Raw genomic sequence first — 21,627 nt, 5'->3', positions numbered from 1 at the left:
GTCGTGGCCCAGCGATCACAAACGCGGCGCGTTGCGCGCCGCGCCTTCTATCAGAACGACGCGTTGGCCAAGCCGTCCAGATAACGCTCCACATCCAGCGCGGCCATGCAGCCGGCACCCGCCGACGTGATGGCCTGACGGTACACATGGTCAGCCACGTCGCCCGCCGCGAACACACCGGCGACATTGGTGGCAGTGGCATTGCCTTCGCGACCGCCGCTGACCACCAGGTAACCATCCTTGAGCGTCAGTTGCCCTTCGAACAGCGACGTGTTCGGGGTATGACCGATGGCGATGAACACGCCATCGACCTTGATCTCGTCGCTGCTGCCATCGTTGTTCTTCAGGCGCGCGCCGGTCACGCCCATGTTGTCGCCGAGCACTTCGTCCAGGGTGGCGTTGAGCTTGAGTTCGATCTTGCCCTCGGCCACACGAGCGTGCAGCTTGTCGATCAGGATCTTCTCGGCGCGGAAGGTATCGCGGCGGTGCACCAGGGTTACTTTGCTGGCGATGTTGGCCAGGTACAGTGCCTCTTCCACCGCGGTGTTGCCGCCACCGACCACGGCGACCGGCTTGTTGCGATAGAAGAAACCGTCGCAGGTCGCGCAGGCCGACACGCCCTTGCCCATGAAGGTTTCTTCCGACGGCAGGCCCAGATAGCGCGCGCTGGCGCCGGTGGCGACGATCAGCGCGTCGCACGTGTAGGTGCCGCTGTCACCGCGCAGGGTGAACGGCTTGTTGGCCAGGTCGACGGCATTGATGTGATCGAAAACGATCTCGGTCTCGAAGCGTTCCGCGTGCTCCTGCATGCGCTGCATCAGCGCAGGGCCGGTCAGGCCATGGGGGTCGCCCGGCCAGTTGTCGACTTCGGTGGTGGTGGTCAGCTGGCCGCCGGCCTGCATGCCGGTGATCAGCAGCGGCTTGAGGTTGGCACGGGCCGCGTACACCGCAGCACTGTAACCGGCAGGACCGGAACCGAGGATGATGACGCGGGAATGACGAACTTCGGACATGGCGTGCTCCTGTCGAGCCGGCCTGAACAGGCCGACACCGCTGTGCCGGCAAAGCCGGCTGGAAATGAAAAAGGACCTGCGCAGCACTTGGGGAAGGCTACTACGCGCAGGTCCGAAAACCTGGGGGCCACCTCCCACAGAGGGCTCGCGGCGTTTCGTGGCGTAAAGAAAGTGAACGCACTGTAGCGAGGTGGCAAAGAGTAAGGAAATATCCTTCGACAATCCACCTCATAGGCAGGCTCTATCCGCACGCGCCGTCGTTGCCGGTACTGTCGCTCGGCTTTGTTACAGAGGGTGTCGCGTCTTTCGCCAACGCCGCAAACTCGGTAAGGTCAGCGCGTTTTCCCTTCCGTGGAGCCTTTCGATGCAAGCCCCCGTCCTGTCCGGCCCGCAGTACCTGCGCGAAGGCCTGAAGCTGGTCCTGAGCCCCAGCCTGCGCCTGTTCGTGCTGCTGCCGCTGGCGATCAACATCCTGCTGTTCGGCGGCCTGATCTACTTCGCCGGCCATCAGTTCAGCCTGTGGGTCGACACACTGATGCCGACCCTGCCCAGTTGGCTGAGCTTTCTCACCTACATTCTCTGGCCACTGTTCGTCGTGCTGGTGGTCCTGATGGTGTTCTTCACCTTCACCCTGCTGGCCAACATCATCGCTGCACCGTTCAACGGCTTCCTGGCCGAGAAGGTGGAAGTGGTGGTACGCGGCGAAGACCACTTTCCGGCGTTCAGTTGGGGCGAGCTAATGGCCATGGTGCCGCGCACGCTTGGCCGCGAGATGCGCAAGCTCGGCTACTTCCTGCCACGGGCCATCGGACTGTTCATCCTGTCGCTGATTCCAGTGGTAAACGTGGTCGCCGCGCCGCTGTGGCTGGTATTCGGTGTGTGGATGATGGCCATCCAGTACATCGACTACCCGGCGGACAACAACAAGATGAGCTGGCAGGACATGCTCGCCTGGTTGCGCCAGAAGCGCTGGCAGAGCCTGGGTTTTGGCGGCATCACCTACCTGGCGCTGTTGATTCCCGGGGTGAACGTGCTGATGATGCCGGCGGCGGTGGCGGGGGCGACGGTGTTCTGGGTGCGCGAGCGCGGTCCGAAGGCGGTGACTGGCGCTTGAGGGCAAACAGCACCCGCCGGGGCAGAATGATATCAATGAGCCACTTATCCGTGTAAAGTTGCGCGCCGCGACGCAGGTTGCGCGCTAGAAACGTACTTACACTCAGGAAAAGTTGGATGTCCACAGTTAGAAATTTGACCGCTGCCGCGCTGATTGCCATGACCACCGGCTGTGCATCGGGCCTGAACTCGGCCCAGGAAGCGGAGCTGGACGGCTATCGCGCCCGCAACCTTGCGGTCGAAGAAAAGAAACCCGGTCTTGCTGCCGGTCTGGGCCTGCTGCCAGGCGGGGGTTCATTCTACGGCCGGGCCTATGGTTATGGCGTGGTCAACCTGCTGTTCTGGCCTCTGTCGATTTTGTGGGACCCGGTCAGTGGCTACGATGCGGCAGAAGCCATCAACTACCAAGCGACCAAAACCCGTGTCTCGGCATTGAAAAAACAAGAGATGGAGCGGTTGGATGCTCAACTCGAGTCCGACGCCATCGACTTGAAGCAGTACACGCTCGACAAACGCAAAGTCGAAGACAAGTACAACCTCTGAAGCCAGCTCTTACCCGGCCGCTCGGCTGGGTGCCCGGCGCGGGGTCCGCCCCCGCGCCAGGCGGTCAGTGGGTCAGTGGCTCAACTGATTGGAAAACTGCCCCACCGCGCTGACCACTTGCCGCGCCCCATCCTGAATCTCCACGATCACCTGGCCGGTCTCATCGGCCAGTGTCAGGCCTTGCTCGGCCTGACGCTTGCTGGTGTCGATGATGTCCACCGCCGCCTGGGCCAACTGCTCGTTCTGCTGCACCACGCGGGCGATTTCCTCGGTGGCGCTGCTGGTACGCGAGGCCAGTTGGCGGACCTCGTCGGCGACCACGGCAAAGCCCCTGCCCTGCTCGCCAGCGCGCGCAGCTTCGATTGCCGCGTTGAGCGCCAACAGGTTGGTCTGCCCGGCGATGTCGCTGATGGTCTTGATGATCGAACCGATCACCTTCGACTGCTTGTCCAGCGCCTGAATGCCTTCGGCCGCCTCCTGCATGGAGCGCTCCAGGCCACGCATCACCTCGACGGTCTGGGTCACCACCTCGGTCGCCTTGCGCGCGGCGGCATCGGTGTCCTGGGAGGTGCCGTAGGCCATGTCGGCGGCCCGCGCCACGGCCATCTCCTGATTCACCTGATCGGTGATCACGGTGGCGAACTTGACCACCTTGTACAGCACATCATGGGCATCGATGATCGGGTTGTAAGACGCCTCCAGCCAGACCACCCGCCCGTGGGCGTCGATGCGCTTGAAGCGCTCGACCACGAATTCACCGCGGCGCAGCTTGTCCCAGAATTGCTGGTAGGCCGCCGAATTGGCTTCCTCGGGTTCGCAGAACAGGCGGTGATGCTTGCCGCGGATCTGCTCGAGGCTGTAGCCCATTGCGTGCAGGAAACGGTCGTTGGCAGTGAGCACGATGCCGTCGAGATTGAACTCGATCACTGCCGTGGAGCGCATCAATGCCTTGATCAGGCTTTCGTGCTCACGCGACGTCTTGATGGTACGCGTCAGGTCGCTCGAATGCAGGCTGAAGCACTGGATGCGCCCGTCAGTGCCCTTGACCGGTTGCAGGATCGAGCGCAGCCAGGCCTCCTCACCGTTGCCACGCAGCAGACGGAAGGCGCCGTTCAGGTGCTCGCCACGGGTGATGGCGGTCTTCATGCGCTGATAGAAATCCAGCGACTTCACATGCTCGGGAACGATGTCCTCGATGTTGCGGCCGATCAGGCGATCGCGGGTGTAGAGCATCTCCTTCTCGAAATTGCCGTTGGCCGACTCGATGCGCCCTTTGGGGTCGAGTTGCAGCACGAGCATTTCGCTGTCGAGGCTGTTCTTGATCTGCTCGACGGATTGCAGCTCCTCGCGCAGTTGCTGGATTTCTTGCTTCAGTTTGCTATTGAACATCACCGCTCTCCCCGAGCGTACCCACCCGTCGATGGCATCTTCATCGGCTGAAACCAAACAGTCTTGAACCGCCCAAAAATAAATAATGGTGGATGGAAAAGTGCCGGAAAACAGGCGTCATAAGGCCATCATTTTTGTGTCACATGACGGCAATCAAGCAGGCGGAAAATTTTTCACATGAATACACCGCCGCTACGCGTCACCCTGGTCAGCGAGACCTTTCCACCCGAGATAAACGGCGTGGCCAACACCCTGGGCCGGCTCAGCGATGGCCTGCGTCTGCGCGGGCATCTGGTCGAGGTGGTGCGTCCGCGCCAGGCCGGCGAAATGGCCACCAACGCCGACGATAGCCTGCTGCTGTGCCGTGGCTGGCCGCTACCGGGCTACCCGGGACTGCAATGGGGCGAAGTGTCGATGCACAAATTGTGGCGGCGCTGGCGGCGGCAGCGTCCGGACGTGCTGTACATCGCCACCGAAGGCCCACTGGGCCTTAGCGCCCTGCGTGCGGCCCGACGCCTGGGCATCGCCGTGGTCAGCGGCTTCCACACCAATTTCCCGCAGTATTCCGGACAATACGGCCTGGGCCTGCTGGCCCGCCTGCTCACGCATTACCTGCGCTGGTTCCATCGGCGCACGGCCACCACCCTGGTGCCCAGCGCCAGCCAGCGCCTGGAGCTGGAACGGCGCGGCTTCGAGCGTCTGTCCTTGATGGCTCGCGGCGTCGATGGACAATTGTTCAATCCGGCAAAGCGCGATCAAGCGCTGCGCGATCACTGGGGGTTAGCGGCGGACGATATCGCGGTGCTGCATGTCGGCCGGCTGGCGGCGGAAAAGAACCTGGCCCTGCTGCAACCCTGCCTGCGCGCCCTGCAACAGGCCCATCCACAGCGACGCCTGCGCCTGATCGTGGTGGGCGACGGGCCGCAGCGTGCGCAGTTGCAACAGCAGATGCCCGAGGCGATCTTCTGCGGCGCGCAACGCGGCGAAGTGCTGGCTCAGCATTACGCCAGTGGCGACCTGTTCCTGTTTCCCAGCCTGACTGAAACCTTCGGCAACGTGGTGCTCGAAGCGCTGGCCTCGGGCCTGGCGGTGGTTGCCTACGACGAAGCCGCCGCGGCTCAGCATATTCGACACGGTCATAGCGGCGCGCTGGCCATGCCAGGCGATCAACCGGCGTTCATCGACGCCGCCTGCTGGCTGCTCGAGGACGACGAAACCCTGCGACGCGTGCGCCTCAATGCGCGCCAGCACGCTAGCCGCCAAGGGTGGCAGACGATCGTCGAGCAATTCGAAGGTCATCTGTATGCCGCCTGCGCGGCGAGCACCACCCACGATGCCCAGGCAATCAAGCCGCTGGCAATAAAGCCGGGCTCGACTGCCTCGAACAACTGAGCGTCAACCTGGTCGGCGCGCGATCAGCCCAGCGCCTTCTCGATCGCCTGCAGCACGCTCGGCTCGTCCGGCGCGATGCGCGGGGCGAAACGCGCCAGCACACGGCCGTCCTTGCCGACCAGAAACTTCTCGAAATTCCAGGTGATGTCACCCGGAAACTCGGCGCCCTCGCCCGCCAGTAGCCGGTACAGCGGGTGACGCTCGGGCCCATTGACCTCAAGCTTGGCACTGAGCGGGAAACTGACCCCGTAGTTCAGGCTGCAGAACGCCTGGATCTCCTGCGCCGACCCTGGCTCCTGCCCGGCAAACTGGTTGCAGGGCAAGCCGAGCACAGCAAAGCCTCGATCCTTGAACTGCTGGTACAGCTTCTCCAGTGTCGCGTACTGGGGCGTCAGGCCGCACTTGGAGGCGACGTTCACCACCAGCACGACCTGCCCCTTGAACGGCGCCAGAGGCAAGTCCTCGCCGTCGAGCGACTCCAGCGTCAGGCCGTGAAATGCACTCATGTTGATTCCCCTCTCAGGTGACCGATGGTCGCTGGGGCGAATGGCGCCCACTAAAAAGGCGCTCGGCCAAGCCGTTCACCCTCCCTTGATGGGCGGGTCGGCTTGCCCGAGCGCCTGACGACTCTCAGAGCTTAGCTGAGAAATCAGTGCTGATGGCCACCTTCGCCATGCACGTGGCCATGGGCGAGTTCTTCCTCGCTGGCATCACGCACATTGACCACCTTGACCTTGAAGTTCAGGCGCTGGCCGGCCAGCGGGTGGTTGCCATCGACGGTGACGTCGTCGCCGTCGAGGTCACGGATGGTGACGATCTGCATCTGGCCATCCGGCGCCGAAGCGTGGAACTGCATGCCGACTTCCAGTTGGTCGACGCCTTCGAACATGCTGCGGTTCAGGGTGCTGACCAGCTCGGCCATGTACTCGCCGTAGGCCTCTTCCGGCTCGATGGCAACGGTGAGTTCATCACCAGCCTGCTTGCCTTCCAGCGCCTTTTCCAGGCCCGGAATGATGTTGGCGGCACCGTGCAGGTAGACCAGCGGCGCGCCACCGGCGGAGCTGTCGATGGTCTCCCCGGCGTCGTTGGTCAGGGTATAGTCGATGGAGACTGCCTTGTTGGCGGCGATCAGCATGGGGCAAGACCTTTTGCAAAAGAATGTAGAGCGGACAAGTGTAACGAAGGGTTCGCCCGAATGCGAACGCGCAGCCGAGGGGGAACCCCCCATCAGTCGGATCGTCGGCTTCCAGCAAGACGAGAACGGCCATTGGGTGGTGGCACTGTCCTGCGGCCATACCCAGCACCTGCGCCATCAGCCGCCCTGGCAGAACCGAGCCTGGGTGCTCGACCCAGAGCAGCGCGCCGCCCGTGTCGGCCAGGTCTTCACCTGCGGCTGGTGCGCGAGAGGGGCTGATGGCGCTACCCTTGACCGTTGATTCCTTGCACTGCTCATTCGAGACGCCACGCATGCAGACATTTTTCATCGCGCCGACCGACTTCGGGGTCGGCCTGACCTCCATCAGCCTGGGCCTGGTGCGCACGCTCGAGCGCGGCGGGCTCAAGGTCGGGTTCTTCAAGCCGATCGCCCAGCCCCACCCCGGGGACACCGGCCCGGAACGCTCCACCGAACTGGTTGCCCGCACCCACGGCATCAAGCCACCGACGCCGCTGAGCTTGGCCCAGGTCGAGCGTATGCTCGGCGACGGCCAGCTCGACGAACTGCTCGAGCAGATCATCCGCCTGTACCAGCAGGCTTGCGTCGGCAACGACGTGGTGGTGGTCGAAGGCATGGTGCCGACTCGCCACGCCAGCTACGCGGCGCGGGTCAACCTGCACTTGGCCAAGAGCCTGGACGCTGAGGTGATCCTGGTATCGGCTCCGGAAAACGAAGTGCTCAGCGAGCTCTCGGGGCGGGTCGAATTGCAGGCGCAGATGTACGGCGGCCCGCGCGACCCGAAAGTGCTCGGGGTCATTCTCAACAAGGTGCGTACCGACGAGAGCATGAGCGACTTCGCCACTCGCCTGCGCGAGCATTCGCCGCTGCTGCGCGGCGACGACTTCCGCCTGCTCGGCTGCATTCCCTATCAACCCGAGTTGAACGCGCCACGTACCCGTGACGTGGCCGAGCTGCTGGGTGCCCAGGTGCTCAATGCAGGCGACTACGAACAGCGGCGCATGAACAAGATCATTATCTGCGCGCGCACAGTGGCCAATACCGTGCCGCTGCTGACGTCCGGCACCTTGGTGGTGACCCCCGGCGATCGCGACGACATCATCCTCGCGGTGAGCCTGGCGGCGATCAATGGCGTGCCGCTGGCCGGGCTGCTGCTGACCAGCGACAGCAAACCGGACGCGCGCATTCTCGGCCTGTGCCGCGGTGCGCTGCAGGCCGGCCTGCCGATTCTGTCGGTGAGCACCGGCTCCTACGACACCGCCAACCTGCTGAACTCGCTGAACCGGGAAATCCCGGTGGACGATCGCGACCGCGCCGAGTTCATCACCGACTTCATCGCCAGTCGCCTGGACGCCGCCTGGCTGCACCAGCGCTGCGGCACGCCCCGTGAACTGCGGCTGTCGCCGGCGGTGTTCCGCTATCAGTTGATCCAGCGCGCACAGCAGGCCAACAAGCGCATCGTCCTGCCCGAAGGCGCCGAACCGTTGCTGGTGCAGGCTGCAGCCATCTGCCAGGCCCGTGGCATCGCCCGCTGCGTCCTGCTGGCCAAGCCCGAAGACGTCGAGGCCGTAGCCCGCGCCCAGGGCATCAGCCTGCCGGCAGACTTGGAAATACTCGATCCCGAGTTGATTCGCGCGCGCTACGTGCAGCCGATGGTCGACCTGCGCAAAAGCAAGAACCTCAATGCGCCGATGGCCGAGCAACAACTGGAAGATCCGGTGGTGATCGGCACCATGATGCTCGCCCTGGACGAGGTCGATGGCCTGGTGTCGGGCCTGGTGCACTCCACGGCCAACACCATTCGCCCGGCCCTGCAACTGATCAAGACCGCGCCCGGCGCCAGCCTGGTGTCCTCGGTGTTCTTCATGCTGTTTCCCGAGCAGGTGCTGGTGTACGGCGACTGCGTGATGAACCCGCACCCCAATGCCAGCGAGCTGGCCGAGATCGCCCGGCAGAGCGCCGAATCGGCGCAGGCCTTCGGCATCGCTCCACGGGTGGCGATGATCAGCTATTCGAGCGATTCGGCGAGCGATGAAGAAGTGGAGAAAGTGCGGGAGGCCACGCGCCTGGCCCAGGATACCGAACAGGGGCTGCTGATCGACGGCCCGCTGCAATACGACGCAGCGGCCAACCCGCAGGTCGCCCGCCAGCTCGCGCCCAACAGCGCGGTGGCCGGGCGCGCGACGGTGTTCGTGTTCCCCGACCTGAACACCGGCAACACCACCCACAAAGCCGTGCAGCGCAGCACGGACGGGGTCAGCCTGGGGCCCATGCTGCAGGGGTTGCGCAAGCCGGTGAACGATTTGCCGCGCGGCGCACAGGTGGATGACATCGTACACACCATCGCCCTGACCGCCATCCAGGCCAGTCAGGTGCGATGATCAGACATCGGGGCCGCAGTGCGGCCCCTTCCTGGGATCAGGGATACTGCTGGACAGTGCCCTGCTGGCCGGCGCCCTGTTGGTCATACTGCTGACCCGGAATCGGCTTGAGGTTGACCTCGACGCGACGGTTCTGCGCACGGCCATTGGCGTCGGCGTTGCTGGCAATCGGCTGGTCCGGGCCCATGCCACGCACGCTCACGCGCGAAGCATCCACGCCTTGGGACGTCAGGTAGGTGCTGACCGCTTGGGCACGACGCTGGGACAGGTCCATGTTGTGCTGGCGGCTGCCGGTGCTGTCGGTGAAGCCGACCACTTCGATGGTGTTCTGGTTGAACTGCTTGAACGAGTTGGCGAGGTTGTTCAGCGGGGTGTAGAAGCTAGGGGCGATGTTCGCGGAGTCGGTGGCGAAGGTGATGTTACCCGGCATGATCAGCTTGATCTGATCGCCCTGGCGCTGCACCTCGACGCCCGTATTGGCCATCTGCGCGCGCAGCTCGGCTTCCTGCTTGTCGGCATAGTAGCCATAGCCGGCGGCGGCGGCGCCCACGGCGGCAGCACCGATCAGCGCGCCCTTGCCACGGTGGTTGTGGTCGATGGCGGCACCGGCCAGCGCACCGGCCAAGGCGCCCAGACCACCATACTTGGCGGTCTTGCTCATCCCGGAACCGTCACCCTGGGCCTGCCCTTGGTTGTCGTAGGGGTTCTGCCCGGCACAGCCGGTCATCAGGGCAGCGGTAGTAGCGACGATAATCAGACGGCGCATGTTGAACATGGACAAGCTCCTGGTGAAGTTCGGAAAGTGCGGCGGATCGCAGGCAGGTTTCTGCTGGGATTGGATCACAGCGAAGCGCAAAGATTCCATGAAATGCCGTTCATAGAGCGGGCGCGACCGGATATCCAGAACGCGCCTACCTTCACTCAGGAAAGCACACTCACCGCAACAGACCACTCAGGGCAAGTACAAGCGGAACAAACCACCACCCAATGCACCGCCATTGGCCAACTCGATCCGCCCACCCACGCCGTCACGCTCATGCAGCGCGGCGATCCTGGCGGCGAAGTACAGGCCCAGTCCGGTACTGCCGCTGCGCCCATCGATGCCCTGGATGTAATCGTGCTGACGTTCGAGCATGTAGGGCGGGTATCCGGCGCCATCGTCGTTGACGCTGATCACCAGTTGTTCGCCCTGCTGCTCGACGCCGATCAGCAAGGCATGCCCGGCATGGCGAATGGCGTTGGTCAGCACGTTGCCCACCACCGAGGCGACCAGTTCGCGGTCGAAGAAACCCAACGGGCTTTCGCTGTCGATGCGCCAGGTGGCCAGCAGGTCGCGATGGCGAATGACCTCCTGCTGCTGCGCCAACTGCGCTTCGACGAAGTCCTCGAGCTCGTGATAGTCGGGACAGATCGGCAATTGGTTGATGCCCAATTTGTACAGCCCCAGCATCTGCACCAGCATGCCGTTCAGATGGCGGAACTCATGCTCGATCACCCCTTGTTCGCTCCCGCTGCGCGCCTCTTCGGGCAGGCGCGCCAGCCACTGGTCATGGGCCTGGATCAGCGCCGACAGCGAGTTCTTCATGTCATGGACGGTGGAGGCGATCACCGTCGAGAAGTCCAGCCCCTGTTCATCCTGGCTCATGCCCCGAACACCCGTACATGCAGTTTGCGGTAGCGATCGAAGCGGTTGTCGCTGGCCGGAATGCCGGCCACGCTGTTCAGGCAGTTGCGGCATTCCTGCATGATCGCCTCCGGCGGGCTTTCACCGCCCACGCGCAGCAGCGCCTGGGCGGTGTTGAGCGCGATACTGATGTTTTTCGGCTGCAGCGAGAGTGCCCTGCGGAACATCTCCAAGGCCTCGTTCAATTGACCGCCCTGGTAGCTGCGTACCCCTTGGCGGTTGAGATCGACGGCTTCGGTCACAGCGCCGAGCACAGTGGGATCGTCAGTGACCTTGGCCACGCTCTGCATCACCTTCGGATCGTCACCATAGGTTTCCACGCAGCCTTTGAGAATGGAGGTGCCGGCCGATGCCTGGCCCAGCGCATTGAGCTGGCTGGCCACGGTCAGCGCAGCATCGACCGAGAAGAATTGGTCCATCTTCTCCAGCCGCTGCATGGCCTGCTCGGTCAGCTTGGCGGCGGTCTGCGCATCGCCCGCCTGCTGCAGACTGGCGGCCTTCATCAGGCGCGCCCGCACCTGCAAGCCCTGGTCCTCGGTATTCTCTTTGGCCACTTCGCTGAGCACGCTGTTGATTTCCACGCGGGTGCGCGCATCCAGGCCATTACCGACGTTCTTGTTCATCAGCGCCTGGGCCAGGCCGAGGTTGCTCTCGGCATCCTTGTAGCGCGAGCTCTGCCCCTGACTGACCGCATGTCGGTAAGCCTTGGAGGCGCCTTCGAAGTCCTCGTTGTCCAGCGCCAGCTTGCCCAGCGCCGCCTGACGCCGAACAGCCAAGGGCGACAGGCGCACGGCTTCTTCAAGCATGGTCTGGGCACGCTTGGTCTCGCCCTTGGCCACCAGCACCTCGGCCATGCCGTCGTACAAGGCAGGCATGATCGGGAAGGCCTTCAGGGCCTGCTCGTACACGCCCTGGGCCTGGTCCTGCTGACCGCGCTTGTGCAGCAGACTGCCCAGGGCAGCATAGGCCCAGGGCTGCGGGCGGCTGGCCAGGATACTGGTGAGGAACTTCTCCAATTCTTCGAAGCGGTTGAGCTCGCGCAGCGCGTCTGCCCGATAGCGCAGGCACAGCGGGGCGAAGCGCGGATCCTGCTTGCACAACTGCGCACAGGCGGCCAGCACTTCGGCCGGCCGTCCCCGGTCCAGGGCCTGGAGGATCGGCTTGAGCAGCGTCTTGCGCTGAGTCAGTTTCTCCAGGCGCTGGGCCAGCCCCACACGGTTGAACGGTTTGGTCAGGTAAGCATCGGGCTCGTGCTCCAGCGCACTGAGCACAATGGACTGACTGCTCTCGGCCGTGACCATGATGAACACGCACTCATGGCTGATGAGCTTGTCCAGCAGCAGGTCTTCGAGCACTTGCTGGCCATTCTTCTTGCCATCGCCCAGGTGGAAGTCCTGGAGGACGAAGTCGTAGCGCTTCTGCGCGCACATGCGCAGGGCCTGCTCGCCACTGTCGGCGGTGTCCACCTCGCGCACGCCAAGTTCGCGCAGCATCGAGCGCGTGGAGGTACGAAAGTCGGTGTAGTCGTCGACGATCAGAAAGCTTTTTTGCCCGTACTGCAGCATCGACACGACCTGTATTGGGGAATGGGAAATTGACTGCGGCGCTTTGCTGTATCGGCCGTGCGTCGGAAAAGATGAGGCGAGGATGACGCCAACAGGATAGCTATTAGCCATCATCCTAACGGGCCGCGCGCACCTAGGCCAGCAAGCCCAGCGATTTGGCCCTGGCCACCGCCTGGGTACGCCGCTCCACGCCCAACTTGCTGTTGATGTGACTGGCGTGGGTTTTGACCGTGTGCAAGGAAATGAACAGGCGCTCGCTGATCTGCTGGTTGGAACAGCCCTGGGCGATCAGTTCCAGAACCGCCAATTCGCGACCGCTGAGGGTCTCGCTGGCGACCGCACCCAGAACAGGCGTCTGCGGCAGGCGCGCCAACAGCCCTCGCTGAACGGGGCATGCCGGCAGTTTATCGAGCAGCTCGCGCAGCCAGGCCGGGTGCTCGTCGAGCAGCGCCTGAAAGGGATAGAGCGCACCGCCGCGGGCCGCCAGCAGGGCGTGACCGGCCACCTCGGACGCCTCCTGCCCACGCCCTTGCCCCAATAACACGCTGATCAACTGGCACCCGGCACTGAGCACCAGCATCAAGCCGCCGGTGTCCTGACCTTGTCTCATCAGCGCCCGCAGGCGTTGCTCCGCCACATCGGTACGCCCAAGGGTGGCGTCGAGCAACGCCTGTTGCAGGTCGATGTGCAGCGCCAGCAAGGGGTGAAATTCCGGCGCTGCCGCCGCCTGTTCACCGCCGTAGGTCTGCCCCAGGCGTTGCAGCCAGGACTCGGCCAGGTCGGTGCGGCCCTGGGCCTGCCACAGCTCGCATTTGATCAGGGTGATCATCGCCAGGTAGAAGATCGGTGGGACGTCCCAGATATGCATCAGCCGCTCGGCCTCAGCCAGTTCGGCAAAGGCCTCGGTGAATCGACCCTCCCGCCCCTCAAGCGAAGCGATCATGCAATGGCCGATCAACACGCTGATATCGCGACAGGCGCGCGCCTCGGCGATCCCGGCGCGCAAGCGCACACGGCCCTGCTCAGGCTGCAGCCGCGATGCCTGCAGATAGCCCTCGTAGAGCACCAGTCGAGCACGCACCGCATACAGACGCTGACTCGACAACCCCTGCAGTCGCTTCAAGCCGCTCTGCACCTCGTCCAACGCCCGCAGCACCTGGCCGCGGGCATGCAGCACACGGGCGCGGTCGTAGTGCGCCAGCGCCTCGAACAAGGGATTGCCGACGCGCTGGGCCAGCTCCAACGCCTCACGGTTCCAGCCCCGCGCCCGCCAGAAGTCGCCATCGGCAATGGCCAGGTTGGACAACGTCGACAGGCACACCAGGCGCTGCCCATAGCGTTTGCAGGGCAGGCTGTGCAGCGCTTCTTCACAGTACGCCAGCGTGCGCTGACGATCTCCGCGACCACGCGCGATGACACCGCTGAGCGCCAGCCACTGGGCGAGCATGGACCGTTGCGCAGTGGCTGACGGCGCCGGCAGAAAACGACTGAGATGGGCTGCCAGCTCCTCGGCGGCATCGAGCTGGCAAGCCAGACCCAGCGCCCAGCTGTACAGCACGATCAGCCGCGGCGTGCTGATCAGCAGGCTGTCGGGCAGGTCCATCTTCCAGCGCAGCAACATACCGACGTTCTGCTCGGCCAGCAGTTGCTCCTCGGAAAGGCTCTGCACCAGCTCGGCGGCGGCCTCCAGCGACCCCGCACGCAGCGCCTGCTCCACGGCTTCGTCGAGCAGCCCCTGGCGCTCGAACCAGCGACAGGCGCGCAGGTGCGAGGCGCTCGAAGGGTCGCTGACCTGCCGGCTACGCAGCAGGTCGGAGAACAGGTGGTGGTAGCGAAACCAGCGTCCGTGCTCATCCAATGGCACCAGAAACACCTGGTGGGCCTGGAGGTAGCTGAGGATCTGGGCGCTGTCCTGGCGCTCGCGCAGGGCATCGCACAGGTCGCTGCAAAAGCGCTCCTGACACGCGGTGTCGTAGAGAAAGGCCTGAACCTGCGCAGGCAGAATCTCGATCACCTCCTCTAGCAGGTAGTCGCGAATCAGGCCCTGGGCGCCATGCAAGGCCTGGGGCAGCGCCTGTTCCTCGCCTGCCTCGCTGGCCGCCAGTTGCCAGAAGCGCAGGCCGGCGACCCAGCCATCGCTGCGCTGGATCAGGTTGTCCAAGGCTTGCCCGCGCAGACCGGTGGGCTGCCGCCCAATCACCGCCAGGGCTTCGTCAGGGGTCAGGCGCAGGTCCTGTTCGTTGAGTTCGACCAACTGCCGCGACAGGCGCAGCCGGGCCAGATGCCAATCCGGCCGCTGACGGCTGGTGACCAGCAGCGTCAAGCCCGACGGCAGATGATTGAGCAGAAATTGCAGGCAGCGGTCGAGCACCGGCCCTTGTGCCAGGTGATAGTCATCCAGCACCAGCAGCAACGGCGTCTCGGCATCGAGGTGCAAGGCCAGTTCGTCAAGCAGGCCGTCCAGCCACGCTTCATAGGCAAACGGCTGATGGCGCTGGCGCATGCGCAGCAGACCCATGGCCTGACCGCCGACCGCCGGACAGCACTGCTGCAGGCCTTCGAGCAGGCGCTCGAGAAACCGGCCAGGCTCGGCATCGCGCGCACTCAGACCCAGCCATAGACTGCGCCAGCGCTGCGGCAGGCGCTCGCAGAATTCGATCGCCAACGAGCTCTTGCCAAAACCGGCCGGCGCATTCACCAGCAGCAGACGCCCCTGCAACCCGGCCTGCAACCGCTGGCACAGACGGCCACGCAGCACATGCCCCTCCGGTAGCGGTGGGCGAAAGAAACGCCCATCCCGCAGACCCTGGGCCTCGCTGGCGACTCCATGCATGCGGGACAGATCTGTCATGGCCGACTCGTTCGAATGGGAAGGTAACGGCGCGGATGTGCTGCGAGACTAGCGACAATTCCCCCGCGTTTGAAGCAGACGAACGCGCTTGCTGGGAAAAAGACTACGACAAAAAGCAACAAGACTCACAGGCATCAGTGAGATCTATGGCGAGTCATAGAACAGCGGGTGCATGACTCAACGCAGTCAGCGAGCAGCCAACCAGACCAACGAAGCGAAACGCCCGCCTTGAGGGGTACGGCGATAGGAGAAGAAGCGGGGGTCGTTAACCGTGCAGAAACCACCGCCATATACGGCAGTGACGCCGCAGGCGGCCAAGCGAATGCGCGCCAGCGCGTAGATATCGGCCATCAGTTTGTCTGGGCGCTGGCCTGGCACGAAGGCACTGGCCGCGTGCGGATGGAGGTCGGTAAACGCATCGCGCACCTCCAGACCGACTTCGAAGGCGTGTGGACCGATTGCCGGCCCGAGCCACACCAGCACCTCCTCAGGCGCCAACCCCAGACGCTCGAGGGTGGCTTCCAGCACGCCGCCAGCCAAGCCACGCCAGCCGGCGTGGGCGGCGGCGACACGGGTACCGGCACGGTCGCAGAACAGCACCGGCAGACAGTCGGCAGTCATCACGCAGCAGGCGATGCCCGGCTGATCGGTCCAACTGGCATCGGCCTGCGCCACGTGAGCGGGGTCGGCGTCGGCCACGTGCGTACCGTGCACTTGCTGGAGCCAGGCGGGTTGGGTATCCAGCGTGTCGCGCAGACGCCGACGGTTTTCGGCAACCGCTGCCGGATCGTCACCGACGTGATCGCCCAGATTGAAGGTGGCATAGGGCGGCAGACTGACGCCGCCATCGCGGGTAGTGACGCAAGCGCGAACCGAGGCCGGGGCCGGCCAGTCGGGATTGATCAGCGAGTGCGTCAGCTCACTCATCCGATGAAGCTCTCGCGGTCCTGGTCCAGCAGCGACAGCAGCCACATGAAGTCATCCGGCAGTGGCGACTTCCACTCCATGCGCTCACCCGTGGCCGGATGGTCCAGCGCCAGGAAGCGCGCATGCAGGGCCTGGCGAGGGAAATGCTTGACCGCCTCGACCATCGCCACACTGGCCGCCGGCGGAATGCGGAAGCGACCGCCGTAAGTCTGGTCGCCCACCAACGGGAAACCGACATGGGCCATGTGCACGCGGATCTGGTGGGTACGCCCGGTTTCCAGCTTGACCCGCACATGGGTGTGCGAGCGGAAGCGCTTGAGCACGCGATAGTGGCTGACCGCCGGTTTGCCACCGTCGGTGACCGCCATGCGCTGGCGCATGCCGCCATGACGACCGATGGGGGCGTCGATCTTGCCGCCGGCGGTGACCACGCCGACCACGATGCATTCGTAGATGCGGCTCACCGAGCGCTTCTGCAACTGATCGACCAGGTTGGTCTGCGCCTGCAGGGTCTTGGCCACCACCATTAGACCGGTGGTGTCCTTGTCCAGACGATGAACGATGCCGGCGCGCGGCACATTGACGATGTCCGGCACGTGGTGCAGCAAGGCGTTGAGCAAGGTGCCACTGGCATGCCCGGCGGCCGGATGAACCACCAGCCCGGCCGGTTTGTTGATCACCAGGATCTGATCGTCTTCATAGACGATGTCCAGCGCAATGTCCTCGGCCTCCCACTCGCCCTGGGCTTCCTGTTCAGCCTCGAGCGCCAGGACCGAGCCACTGTGGACGGTGTCGCGCGGGCGCAGTACCGCACCATCGACGGTCAAGCGACCTTCCTTGATCCACGAAGTCAGGCGCGAACGCGAGTACTCGTCGAACAATTGGGCGGCGACTTGGTCGAGGCGTTGCCCCCCCAGTTCGGACGGGACCTCTGCACTTAATTGAATGATCTCGGACATGCTCGAATCGATGGGCTTACAGCCTTTGGTTTCGGCTGCGTGCTTGTGGTTAAATACGGCTTCTTTTGCCCCGGGGTTCGCCGGGGGCGCTCATCATAACAGGACGGCACCGCCCAAGACAGCGGCCGTCAAAGGACGCAAGCCGCCATGCAAGTGAAACACCTGCTGCTGATCGCCATCCTCGGGCTCACCGCTGCCTGTTCCTCGAACAAGGAAGTCATTGACGAGAACCTCAGCGAAGCCGAGTTGTACCAGCAGGCGCAGGCCGACCTGGACAACCACAGCTTCACCAGCGCCGTGAACAAGCTCAAGGCCCTGGAATCGCGCTACCCGTTCGGCCGTTACGCCGACCAGGCCCAGCTCGAACTGATCTACGCCAACTACAAGAACACCGAGCCGGAAGCCGCCAAGTCGGCCGCCGAGCGCTTCATTCGCCTGCACCCCCAGCACCCGAACGTCGACTACGCCTACTACCTCAAGGGCCTGACCTCGTTCGACCAGGATCGTGGCCTGCTGGCGCGCTTCCTGCCGCTGGACATGACCAAGCGTGACCCGGGCGCGGCCCGCGACTCCTACAACGAGTTCGCCCAGCTCACCAGCCGTTTCCCCAACAGCCGCTACGCCCCGGACGCCAAGCAGCGCATGATCTACCTGCGCAACCTGCTGGCCTCCTACGAGATCCATGTCGCCGACTACTACCTGAGCCGCGAGGCCTACGTCGCTGCCGCCAACCGTGGCCGCTACGTGGTGGAAAACTTCCAGGAAACCCCTTCCGTGGGCGATGGTCTGGCCGTGATGACCGAGGCCTACCAGAAGATGCACCTGGACGAGTTGGCTGCCACCAGCCTGGAAACCCTCAAGCTCAACTACCCGAATCACCCGAGCCTGGTCGATGGCCAGTTCGTGCCGCAGCAAAAAGACGATGACGACCGCTCCTGGCTGTCCAAGGCCACCCTGGGCCTGATCGAGACCGACACCCCGCTGCCGCCGGGCGAAACCCGCGCCAACCAGGATGTGGTGCGTCAGTTCAAGGACGCCCGTTCGGAAATGCCAGCCGAACTGCTGCCCAAGGACGAGAACGGCGACCCGATCCTGCCAGCAGGTCCGAAGGATGCCGACGAAGATCGCTCCTGGTTCAGCTATCTGACCTTCGGTCTGTTCGACTGACCGCTCGCGTAACGACAGAAAGGGAGACCCGCAGGTCTCCCTTTTTTCATGGCCGCAGCCTAGACTGTGGCCTCTTCAATTCACGACAAGCTGGACACCATGGTTCGTCTACTCTTCTGGTTCGCCCTGATCGCCGCCGCGTTCTGGCTGTGGCGCAAATTCAAGATCAGCCAGCAATCGCGCCCAGAGCAACGCCTCGAAGATCCCCTGACCATGGTGCGCTGCGCCCACTGCGGCGTGCACTTGCCTAACGACCGGGCGCTGCGCCTGGGCAGTGACTGGTACTGCAGCCAGGCGCATCTGGAGCAGGGGCCTGGTCGGCAAGGCTGACCTCGATCGTCATCGACCCCATTGCGCTGACGAAACGTTCAATCGACCCGTCCTGCTGGCGCATAGGGAGCAGGATCAATGAGCGGCCTGGCGCCGCTCATCAGGTCGACCAACAGCTTGCACGAGGCCGGAGCAAGCACCAGTCCATTGCGATAATGGCCACAGTTCAGCCATAGCCCTGCATGCCCCGGCACCGGTCCTATATAGGGAACGCCTTCTGGCGACCCAGGCCGCAGTCCCGCCCAATGCGCCACCACTGGCGCCTGCGCCAACTGCGGCAACAACTCGATCGCCGATGCCCGCAGGCTGTTCAGCGCCACCTCGGTCGGGGTCTTGTCGTAGCCTTCGTGCTCCAGGGTGCTACCCACCAGAATGTGCCCATCCCGACGCGGAATCGCATACCGCCCTTTGGCCAGCACCATACTCGGCAGAAAATCGGCGGCGCACTTGAACAGGATCATCTGCCCTTTAACCGGCTCCACTGGCAGCTCCAGACCCAGCGTGCGCAACAAGTCGCCGCTCCAGGCGCCAGCGCTGAGTACGACCTCGTCGGCACTGAGCACACCCTCCTGCGTGACCACACCGCTGATGCGCTCGTGCGTGCGCACAAAGCCGCTGATCTGGCAGTGTTCGCGCAAGCTCACATTCGGCAGCGCCAGCAATGCTGCTTTCAGCGACTTCACCAAGCGGGGATTACGCACATTGGCCACCCCAGGCATATACAGGGCTCGCTCGTAGCCAGGACCCAGCGCCGACACCGCCGCATAAGCGGCCGAAATGGCCACCTCACTCAGCGGCCGCTGCTCACGCGCGGCCCAGGCCAAGGCCTGATCCTGGTCCTCCAGGTCGAGCCAGTACAATCCAGTGGTGTGAACCTGCGGGTCGATACCCGTACGGGCGAACAGATGGTCGCCCAACTGTGGATAGAAATCCTGCGACCAGTGCGCCAGCGCAGTCACTGCCGGGCTGTAGCGCCACGGGTACAACGGCGAGACGATGCCCCCTCCTGCCCAGGACGACTCTCGCCCCACGGCCCCCTGATCGCACACCACCACCTGCTCGGCGTTCGCCGCCAAGTTGTAGGCCGTCAGCAGGCCGATCACGCCACCACCGACAATTACTACGCGCTTGCTCATCTGTCGTTCCACTGCCTGAAGGGAAATGCCTCACCAGCACGCTGTCGCGTCCTGAGCACCGGGGTTGTCGCGCACGCCTGCCTGATCGAGAAGATAATCACCGCAACGATCATCGGCCATCAGTCCACCGGGTAGACGTACAGCCAGCAAACGATAGCGATCCGCCTCTCGCCAGGCGTGCAGGCGATAGAACCGGCTGCCTTCTGGTAGCGTCGTGTGCAACGGGTCGTTGTCGGCATACTGGCCAGTGCGCGCATGATGATACTCCAGGCGCTGCGCAGCATCGTGCAATAGACCGACCACCTCACTACGAGCTGCACGCCGCAAGGAGTCGCTGTAGCTGGGATAGGCGACGCCCGCCAGGATGCCGAGCACCGCCAGCACAAGCAACAGCTCCATTAGGCTAAGGCCGCGCTGCATCGCTGCTCTCCCTGAAACGCTGGCGCCAGACGATACGCTGTGGCGGGTGGGCCTCGACGCTGTCCTGCGCATAGATCGCCTCGATCACTTGACGCGCACGCGCCTCGCGACTCACGGCGGTGACACGGTACAGCGTCACAGGCGTACCCTGCGGCACGTGTACCGCTCGGGTCGTGACGCCAAGACGCTGCACGAGAAAGAAGCCGTGCTCGCTGGCTTGCCAATCCCCTTGATCAGCGATCAGATTGTGAGGATCGGCAGGCGGCACACAGGCGCTGCACGCTTGCAGCGGTGTGTGTGCAAGCGCTTGGGCACCAGCCAGCAGACTCGCCTCCGCCTGCTCCAGCGCGCGGGCGGACGCCAGCACATTGCCGGCCAACGTGGACTGCAGCAAGGCTTCTCGCAGTGCCGAGGTTGCGAACAGTCCAAGCAACAGGCTCGACATCAGCGCCAGCAGCAGCACCATGCCTCGTTGACGACTCATGACGGGGGCAACCGATTGCGCAGGGCCACACTCAGGGCATAGGTGCGCTCCACCTGCCCCTCCAGGTCGTCCAGGATCAGCTGTAAATCGAGCCGTGTGCCCTGCCCGGCCTCAACGCGCGTCACCCGGAAATCACGCACGTTGTCGATCAGCGACGCATTGAATCCGCCGCTGGCAAGCATCAGGCTGCCGCCCTGGAGCCTATAGGTATGGCGGCGCAAGCCAATCGACAGCGGTGCACCCGGGAGCGAGTGACGCTTTCCATGCACTTGCGCCCATTCCAGGCAGTCGGTGTGCAAGGTCCAGTCCGGTGAGCTCGCCGTACCGGACAGCTCGGCCGTGACGAGACTGAGCCTGGCCAGGCGGCCATCGCTGAGGTGCTCAATGTGCAAGGGGTGGGCGAACGCCTGCCGCGCGCTGGCATCGTGGAACTCGACGGCCTCCGGGGACAGACAGCCAAAGCTTGCAGTCATGCGAATGTCCAGAGCCAGCCGTTGCAGCACCAGCATGGCATCCTCCTGCAGGCGCGCCAGAGCGCCTTGCACACGCCATAACTGCTGGCCCGAGAACAGCACCTGGCCCGCTGCGGCCAGTACCATCAAACCCAACGCCAGTGCCAGCAGAGCCTCCATGAGCCCGAAGCCGCGCTGCCGAGCGCTCATGGCAAGACCCAACCCTGCAACTGGATGGTCTGAGGCTGGGCACCGCGCGCATCCTGCCAGCAGGTTTCCAGACGCAGCCACTGACCCGCTACCACCGCCTGCCCCCGACCGGAACTCCCCAACAGCGCCTCCAGGCGCGCTCGCCAGTCATGCAACGCGGCGGGCTGAAGCTGCCCGGCACTACGCGTCTGCTCGATGAGGCTCTGCCCCAACTGCACCACCTGGGCATCACGCCGTGCGCCCTCGGCCGCGTGCAGCGCGCGCATCTGCAGCGACGCCGAGGTGAACAGCCCCACCCCCAGTACCAGTACCGCCACCACCACCTCCAGCAAGGTCATGCCCTGCTCCCTGAGCTTCATCATTCGCCTCCTGCGAAATTTCCCGCCTGACGTGATCGGTTCGGCCGATTGGACCTCCTGGCCCCAGACCTCGAAGCT

General features: G+C 64.2%; 21 protein-coding genes and 2 pseudogenes. 7 read left to right on the top strand and 16 right to left on the bottom strand.

The window, feature by feature from the left end:
• Nucleotides 1-50: 50 nt before the first annotated feature.
• A complete protein-coding gene (trxB, locus tag Q6A47_RS15410) occupies nucleotides 51-1,013 on the bottom strand; it encodes a thioredoxin-disulfide reductase (protein WP_039575324.1) in 963 nt (320 codons plus the stop codon).
• Between the two features lie 364 nt (nucleotides 1,014-1,377).
• On the opposite strand from trxB, the gene cysZ reads away from it, so the two are divergent.
• Complete coding sequence (gene cysZ / locus Q6A47_RS15405; RefSeq protein WP_304484717.1) at nucleotides 1,378-2,127, top strand: sulfate transporter CysZ; 750 nt, start codon at nucleotides 1,378-1,380, stop codon at nucleotides 2,125-2,127.
• Nucleotides 2,128-2,243: 116 nt separating this feature from the next.
• Nucleotides 2,244-2,669, top strand: a complete 426-nt coding sequence (locus tag Q6A47_RS15400; protein ID WP_304484716.1) for a hypothetical protein — start codon at nucleotides 2,244-2,246, stop codon at nucleotides 2,667-2,669.
• A gap of 72 nt (nucleotides 2,670-2,741) precedes the next feature.
• Here Q6A47_RS15400 and Q6A47_RS23210 read toward each other — a convergent pair.
• Both Q6A47_RS23210 and Q6A47_RS23205 read right to left on the bottom strand, forming a co-directional pair.
• Nucleotides 2,742-3,173: pseudogene (locus Q6A47_RS23210) on the bottom strand (methyl-accepting chemotaxis protein); the annotation flags it as partial.
• A 114-nt stretch (nucleotides 3,174-3,287) separates the two neighbouring features.
• A pseudogene (locus tag Q6A47_RS23205) lies at nucleotides 3,288-3,968 on the bottom strand (PAS domain-containing protein); the annotation flags it as partial.
• Nucleotides 3,969-4,235: 267 nt separating this feature from the next.
• Between Q6A47_RS23205 and Q6A47_RS15390 the strand changes: the two are divergent.
• Complete coding sequence (locus Q6A47_RS15390; RefSeq protein WP_039575316.1) at nucleotides 4,236-5,450, top strand: glycosyltransferase family 4 protein; 1,215 nt, start codon at nucleotides 4,236-4,238, stop codon at nucleotides 5,448-5,450.
• Nucleotides 5,451-5,473: 23 nt separating this feature from the next.
• Here Q6A47_RS15390 and Q6A47_RS15385 read toward each other — a convergent pair whose 3' ends face one another.
• Entirely contained in the window at nucleotides 5,474-5,956 is a 483-nt protein-coding gene (locus tag Q6A47_RS15385) for a glutathione peroxidase (RefSeq protein ID WP_304484714.1), read from the bottom strand.
• Between the two features lie 143 nt (nucleotides 5,957-6,099).
• The gene (locus tag Q6A47_RS15380; protein WP_039575313.1) at nucleotides 6,100-6,585 is read right to left on the bottom strand and encodes an FKBP-type peptidyl-prolyl cis-trans isomerase; all 486 of its coding nucleotides are present in this window, start codon (nucleotides 6,583-6,585) and stop codon (nucleotides 6,100-6,102) included.
• Here Q6A47_RS15380 and Q6A47_RS15375 point away from each other — a divergent pair.
• Complete coding sequence (locus Q6A47_RS15375) at nucleotides 6,584-6,886, top strand: DUF3565 domain-containing protein (protein ID WP_304484767.1); 303 nt, start codon at nucleotides 6,584-6,586, stop codon at nucleotides 6,884-6,886. The genes Q6A47_RS15380 and Q6A47_RS15375 overlap by 2 nt on opposite strands.
• Nucleotides 6,887-6,917: 31 nt before the next feature.
• Entirely contained in the window at nucleotides 6,918-9,005 is a 2,088-nt protein-coding gene (pta, locus tag Q6A47_RS15370) for a phosphate acetyltransferase (protein WP_304484766.1), read from the top strand.
• A gap of 37 nt (nucleotides 9,006-9,042) precedes the next feature.
• Here pta and Q6A47_RS15365 read toward each other — a convergent pair whose 3' ends face one another.
• The 6 genes from Q6A47_RS15365 to rluD all read right to left on the bottom strand — a co-directional run bounded on the left by Q6A47_RS15365 (nucleotide 9,043) and on the right by rluD (nucleotide 16,991).
• The gene (locus Q6A47_RS15365) at nucleotides 9,043-9,780 is read right to left on the bottom strand and encodes a YiaD family glycine zipper/OmpA-like lipoprotein (RefSeq protein ID WP_039575305.1); all 738 of its coding nucleotides are present in this window, start codon (nucleotides 9,778-9,780) and stop codon (nucleotides 9,043-9,045) included.
• Between the two features lie 177 nt (nucleotides 9,781-9,957).
• Nucleotides 9,958-10,650, bottom strand: a complete 693-nt coding sequence (locus Q6A47_RS15360; protein ID WP_304484713.1) for a sensor histidine kinase — start codon at nucleotides 10,648-10,650, stop codon at nucleotides 9,958-9,960.
• On the bottom strand, nucleotides 10,647-12,254 hold the full coding sequence (locus tag Q6A47_RS15355; RefSeq protein ID WP_304484712.1) for a tetratricopeptide repeat-containing response regulator: 1,608 nt from the start codon (nucleotides 12,252-12,254) through the stop codon (nucleotides 10,647-10,649). Before Q6A47_RS15355 ends, Q6A47_RS15360 begins: the two co-directional genes overlap by 4 nt.
• Nucleotides 12,255-12,387: 133 nt before the next feature.
• Nucleotides 12,388-15,105, bottom strand: a complete 2,718-nt coding sequence (locus tag Q6A47_RS15350) for a winged helix-turn-helix domain-containing protein (protein WP_295488025.1) — start codon at nucleotides 15,103-15,105, stop codon at nucleotides 12,388-12,390.
• Between the two features lie 186 nt (nucleotides 15,106-15,291).
• On the bottom strand, nucleotides 15,292-16,032 hold the full coding sequence (pgeF, locus tag Q6A47_RS15345; RefSeq protein WP_039575297.1) for a peptidoglycan editing factor PgeF: 741 nt from the start codon (nucleotides 16,030-16,032) through the stop codon (nucleotides 15,292-15,294).
• Nucleotides 16,029-16,991, bottom strand: a complete 963-nt coding sequence (gene rluD, locus Q6A47_RS15340; RefSeq protein ID WP_029614586.1) for a 23S rRNA pseudouridine(1911/1915/1917) synthase RluD — start codon at nucleotides 16,989-16,991, stop codon at nucleotides 16,029-16,031. Before rluD ends, pgeF begins: the two co-directional genes overlap by 4 nt.
• A gap of 147 nt (nucleotides 16,992-17,138) precedes the next feature.
• Here rluD and Q6A47_RS15335 point away from each other — a divergent pair, with 147 nt between their 5' ends.
• The gene (locus Q6A47_RS15335) at nucleotides 17,139-18,158 is read left to right on the top strand and encodes an outer membrane protein assembly factor BamD (protein WP_029614585.1); all 1,020 of its coding nucleotides are present in this window, start codon (nucleotides 17,139-17,141) and stop codon (nucleotides 18,156-18,158) included.
• A gap of 99 nt (nucleotides 18,159-18,257) precedes the next feature.
• Entirely contained in the window at nucleotides 18,258-18,488 is a 231-nt protein-coding gene (locus Q6A47_RS15330) for a PP0621 family protein (protein WP_304484711.1), read from the top strand.
• A gap of 38 nt (nucleotides 18,489-18,526) precedes the next feature.
• Here the strand turns inward: Q6A47_RS15330 and thiO are convergent, their stop codons facing one another.
• The 5 genes from thiO to Q6A47_RS15305 are packed head-to-tail and all read right to left on the bottom strand — an operon-like array spanning nucleotide 18,527 to nucleotide 21,552.
• Nucleotides 18,527-19,624: a glycine oxidase ThiO gene (gene thiO, locus Q6A47_RS15325; protein ID WP_304484710.1), complete on the bottom strand. Its 1,098-nt coding sequence runs from the start codon at nucleotides 19,622-19,624 to the stop codon at nucleotides 18,527-18,529.
• 30 nt (nucleotides 19,625-19,654) lie between these two features.
• Entirely contained in the window at nucleotides 19,655-20,044 is a 390-nt protein-coding gene (locus tag Q6A47_RS15320) for a type IV pilin protein (RefSeq protein WP_304484709.1), read from the bottom strand.
• Complete coding sequence (locus Q6A47_RS15315) at nucleotides 20,028-20,528, bottom strand: hypothetical protein (protein ID WP_039575289.1); 501 nt, start codon at nucleotides 20,526-20,528, stop codon at nucleotides 20,028-20,030. Before Q6A47_RS15315 ends, Q6A47_RS15320 begins: the two co-directional genes overlap by 17 nt.
• The gene (locus tag Q6A47_RS15310; protein WP_304484708.1) at nucleotides 20,525-21,190 is read right to left on the bottom strand and encodes a prepilin-type N-terminal cleavage/methylation domain-containing protein; all 666 of its coding nucleotides are present in this window, start codon (nucleotides 21,188-21,190) and stop codon (nucleotides 20,525-20,527) included. The genes Q6A47_RS15315 and Q6A47_RS15310 overlap by 4 nt, the downstream gene beginning before the upstream one ends.
• Nucleotides 21,187-21,552, bottom strand: coding sequence for a prepilin-type N-terminal cleavage/methylation domain-containing protein (locus tag Q6A47_RS15305; protein WP_304484707.1), 366 nt, complete (start codon nucleotides 21,550-21,552; stop codon nucleotides 21,187-21,189). Before Q6A47_RS15305 ends, Q6A47_RS15310 begins: the two co-directional genes overlap by 4 nt.
• Between the last annotated feature and the right edge of the window lie 75 nt (nucleotides 21,553-21,627).

It is taken from the genome of Pseudomonas boreofloridensis, from assembly GCF_030580795.1.
Classification (GTDB): Bacteria; Pseudomonadota; Gammaproteobacteria; order Pseudomonadales; family Pseudomonadaceae; genus Aquipseudomonas; species Aquipseudomonas boreofloridensis.
Note: the sequence above shows the minus strand (reverse complement) of the source record. Positions and strands in the feature narration are given on the sequence as shown.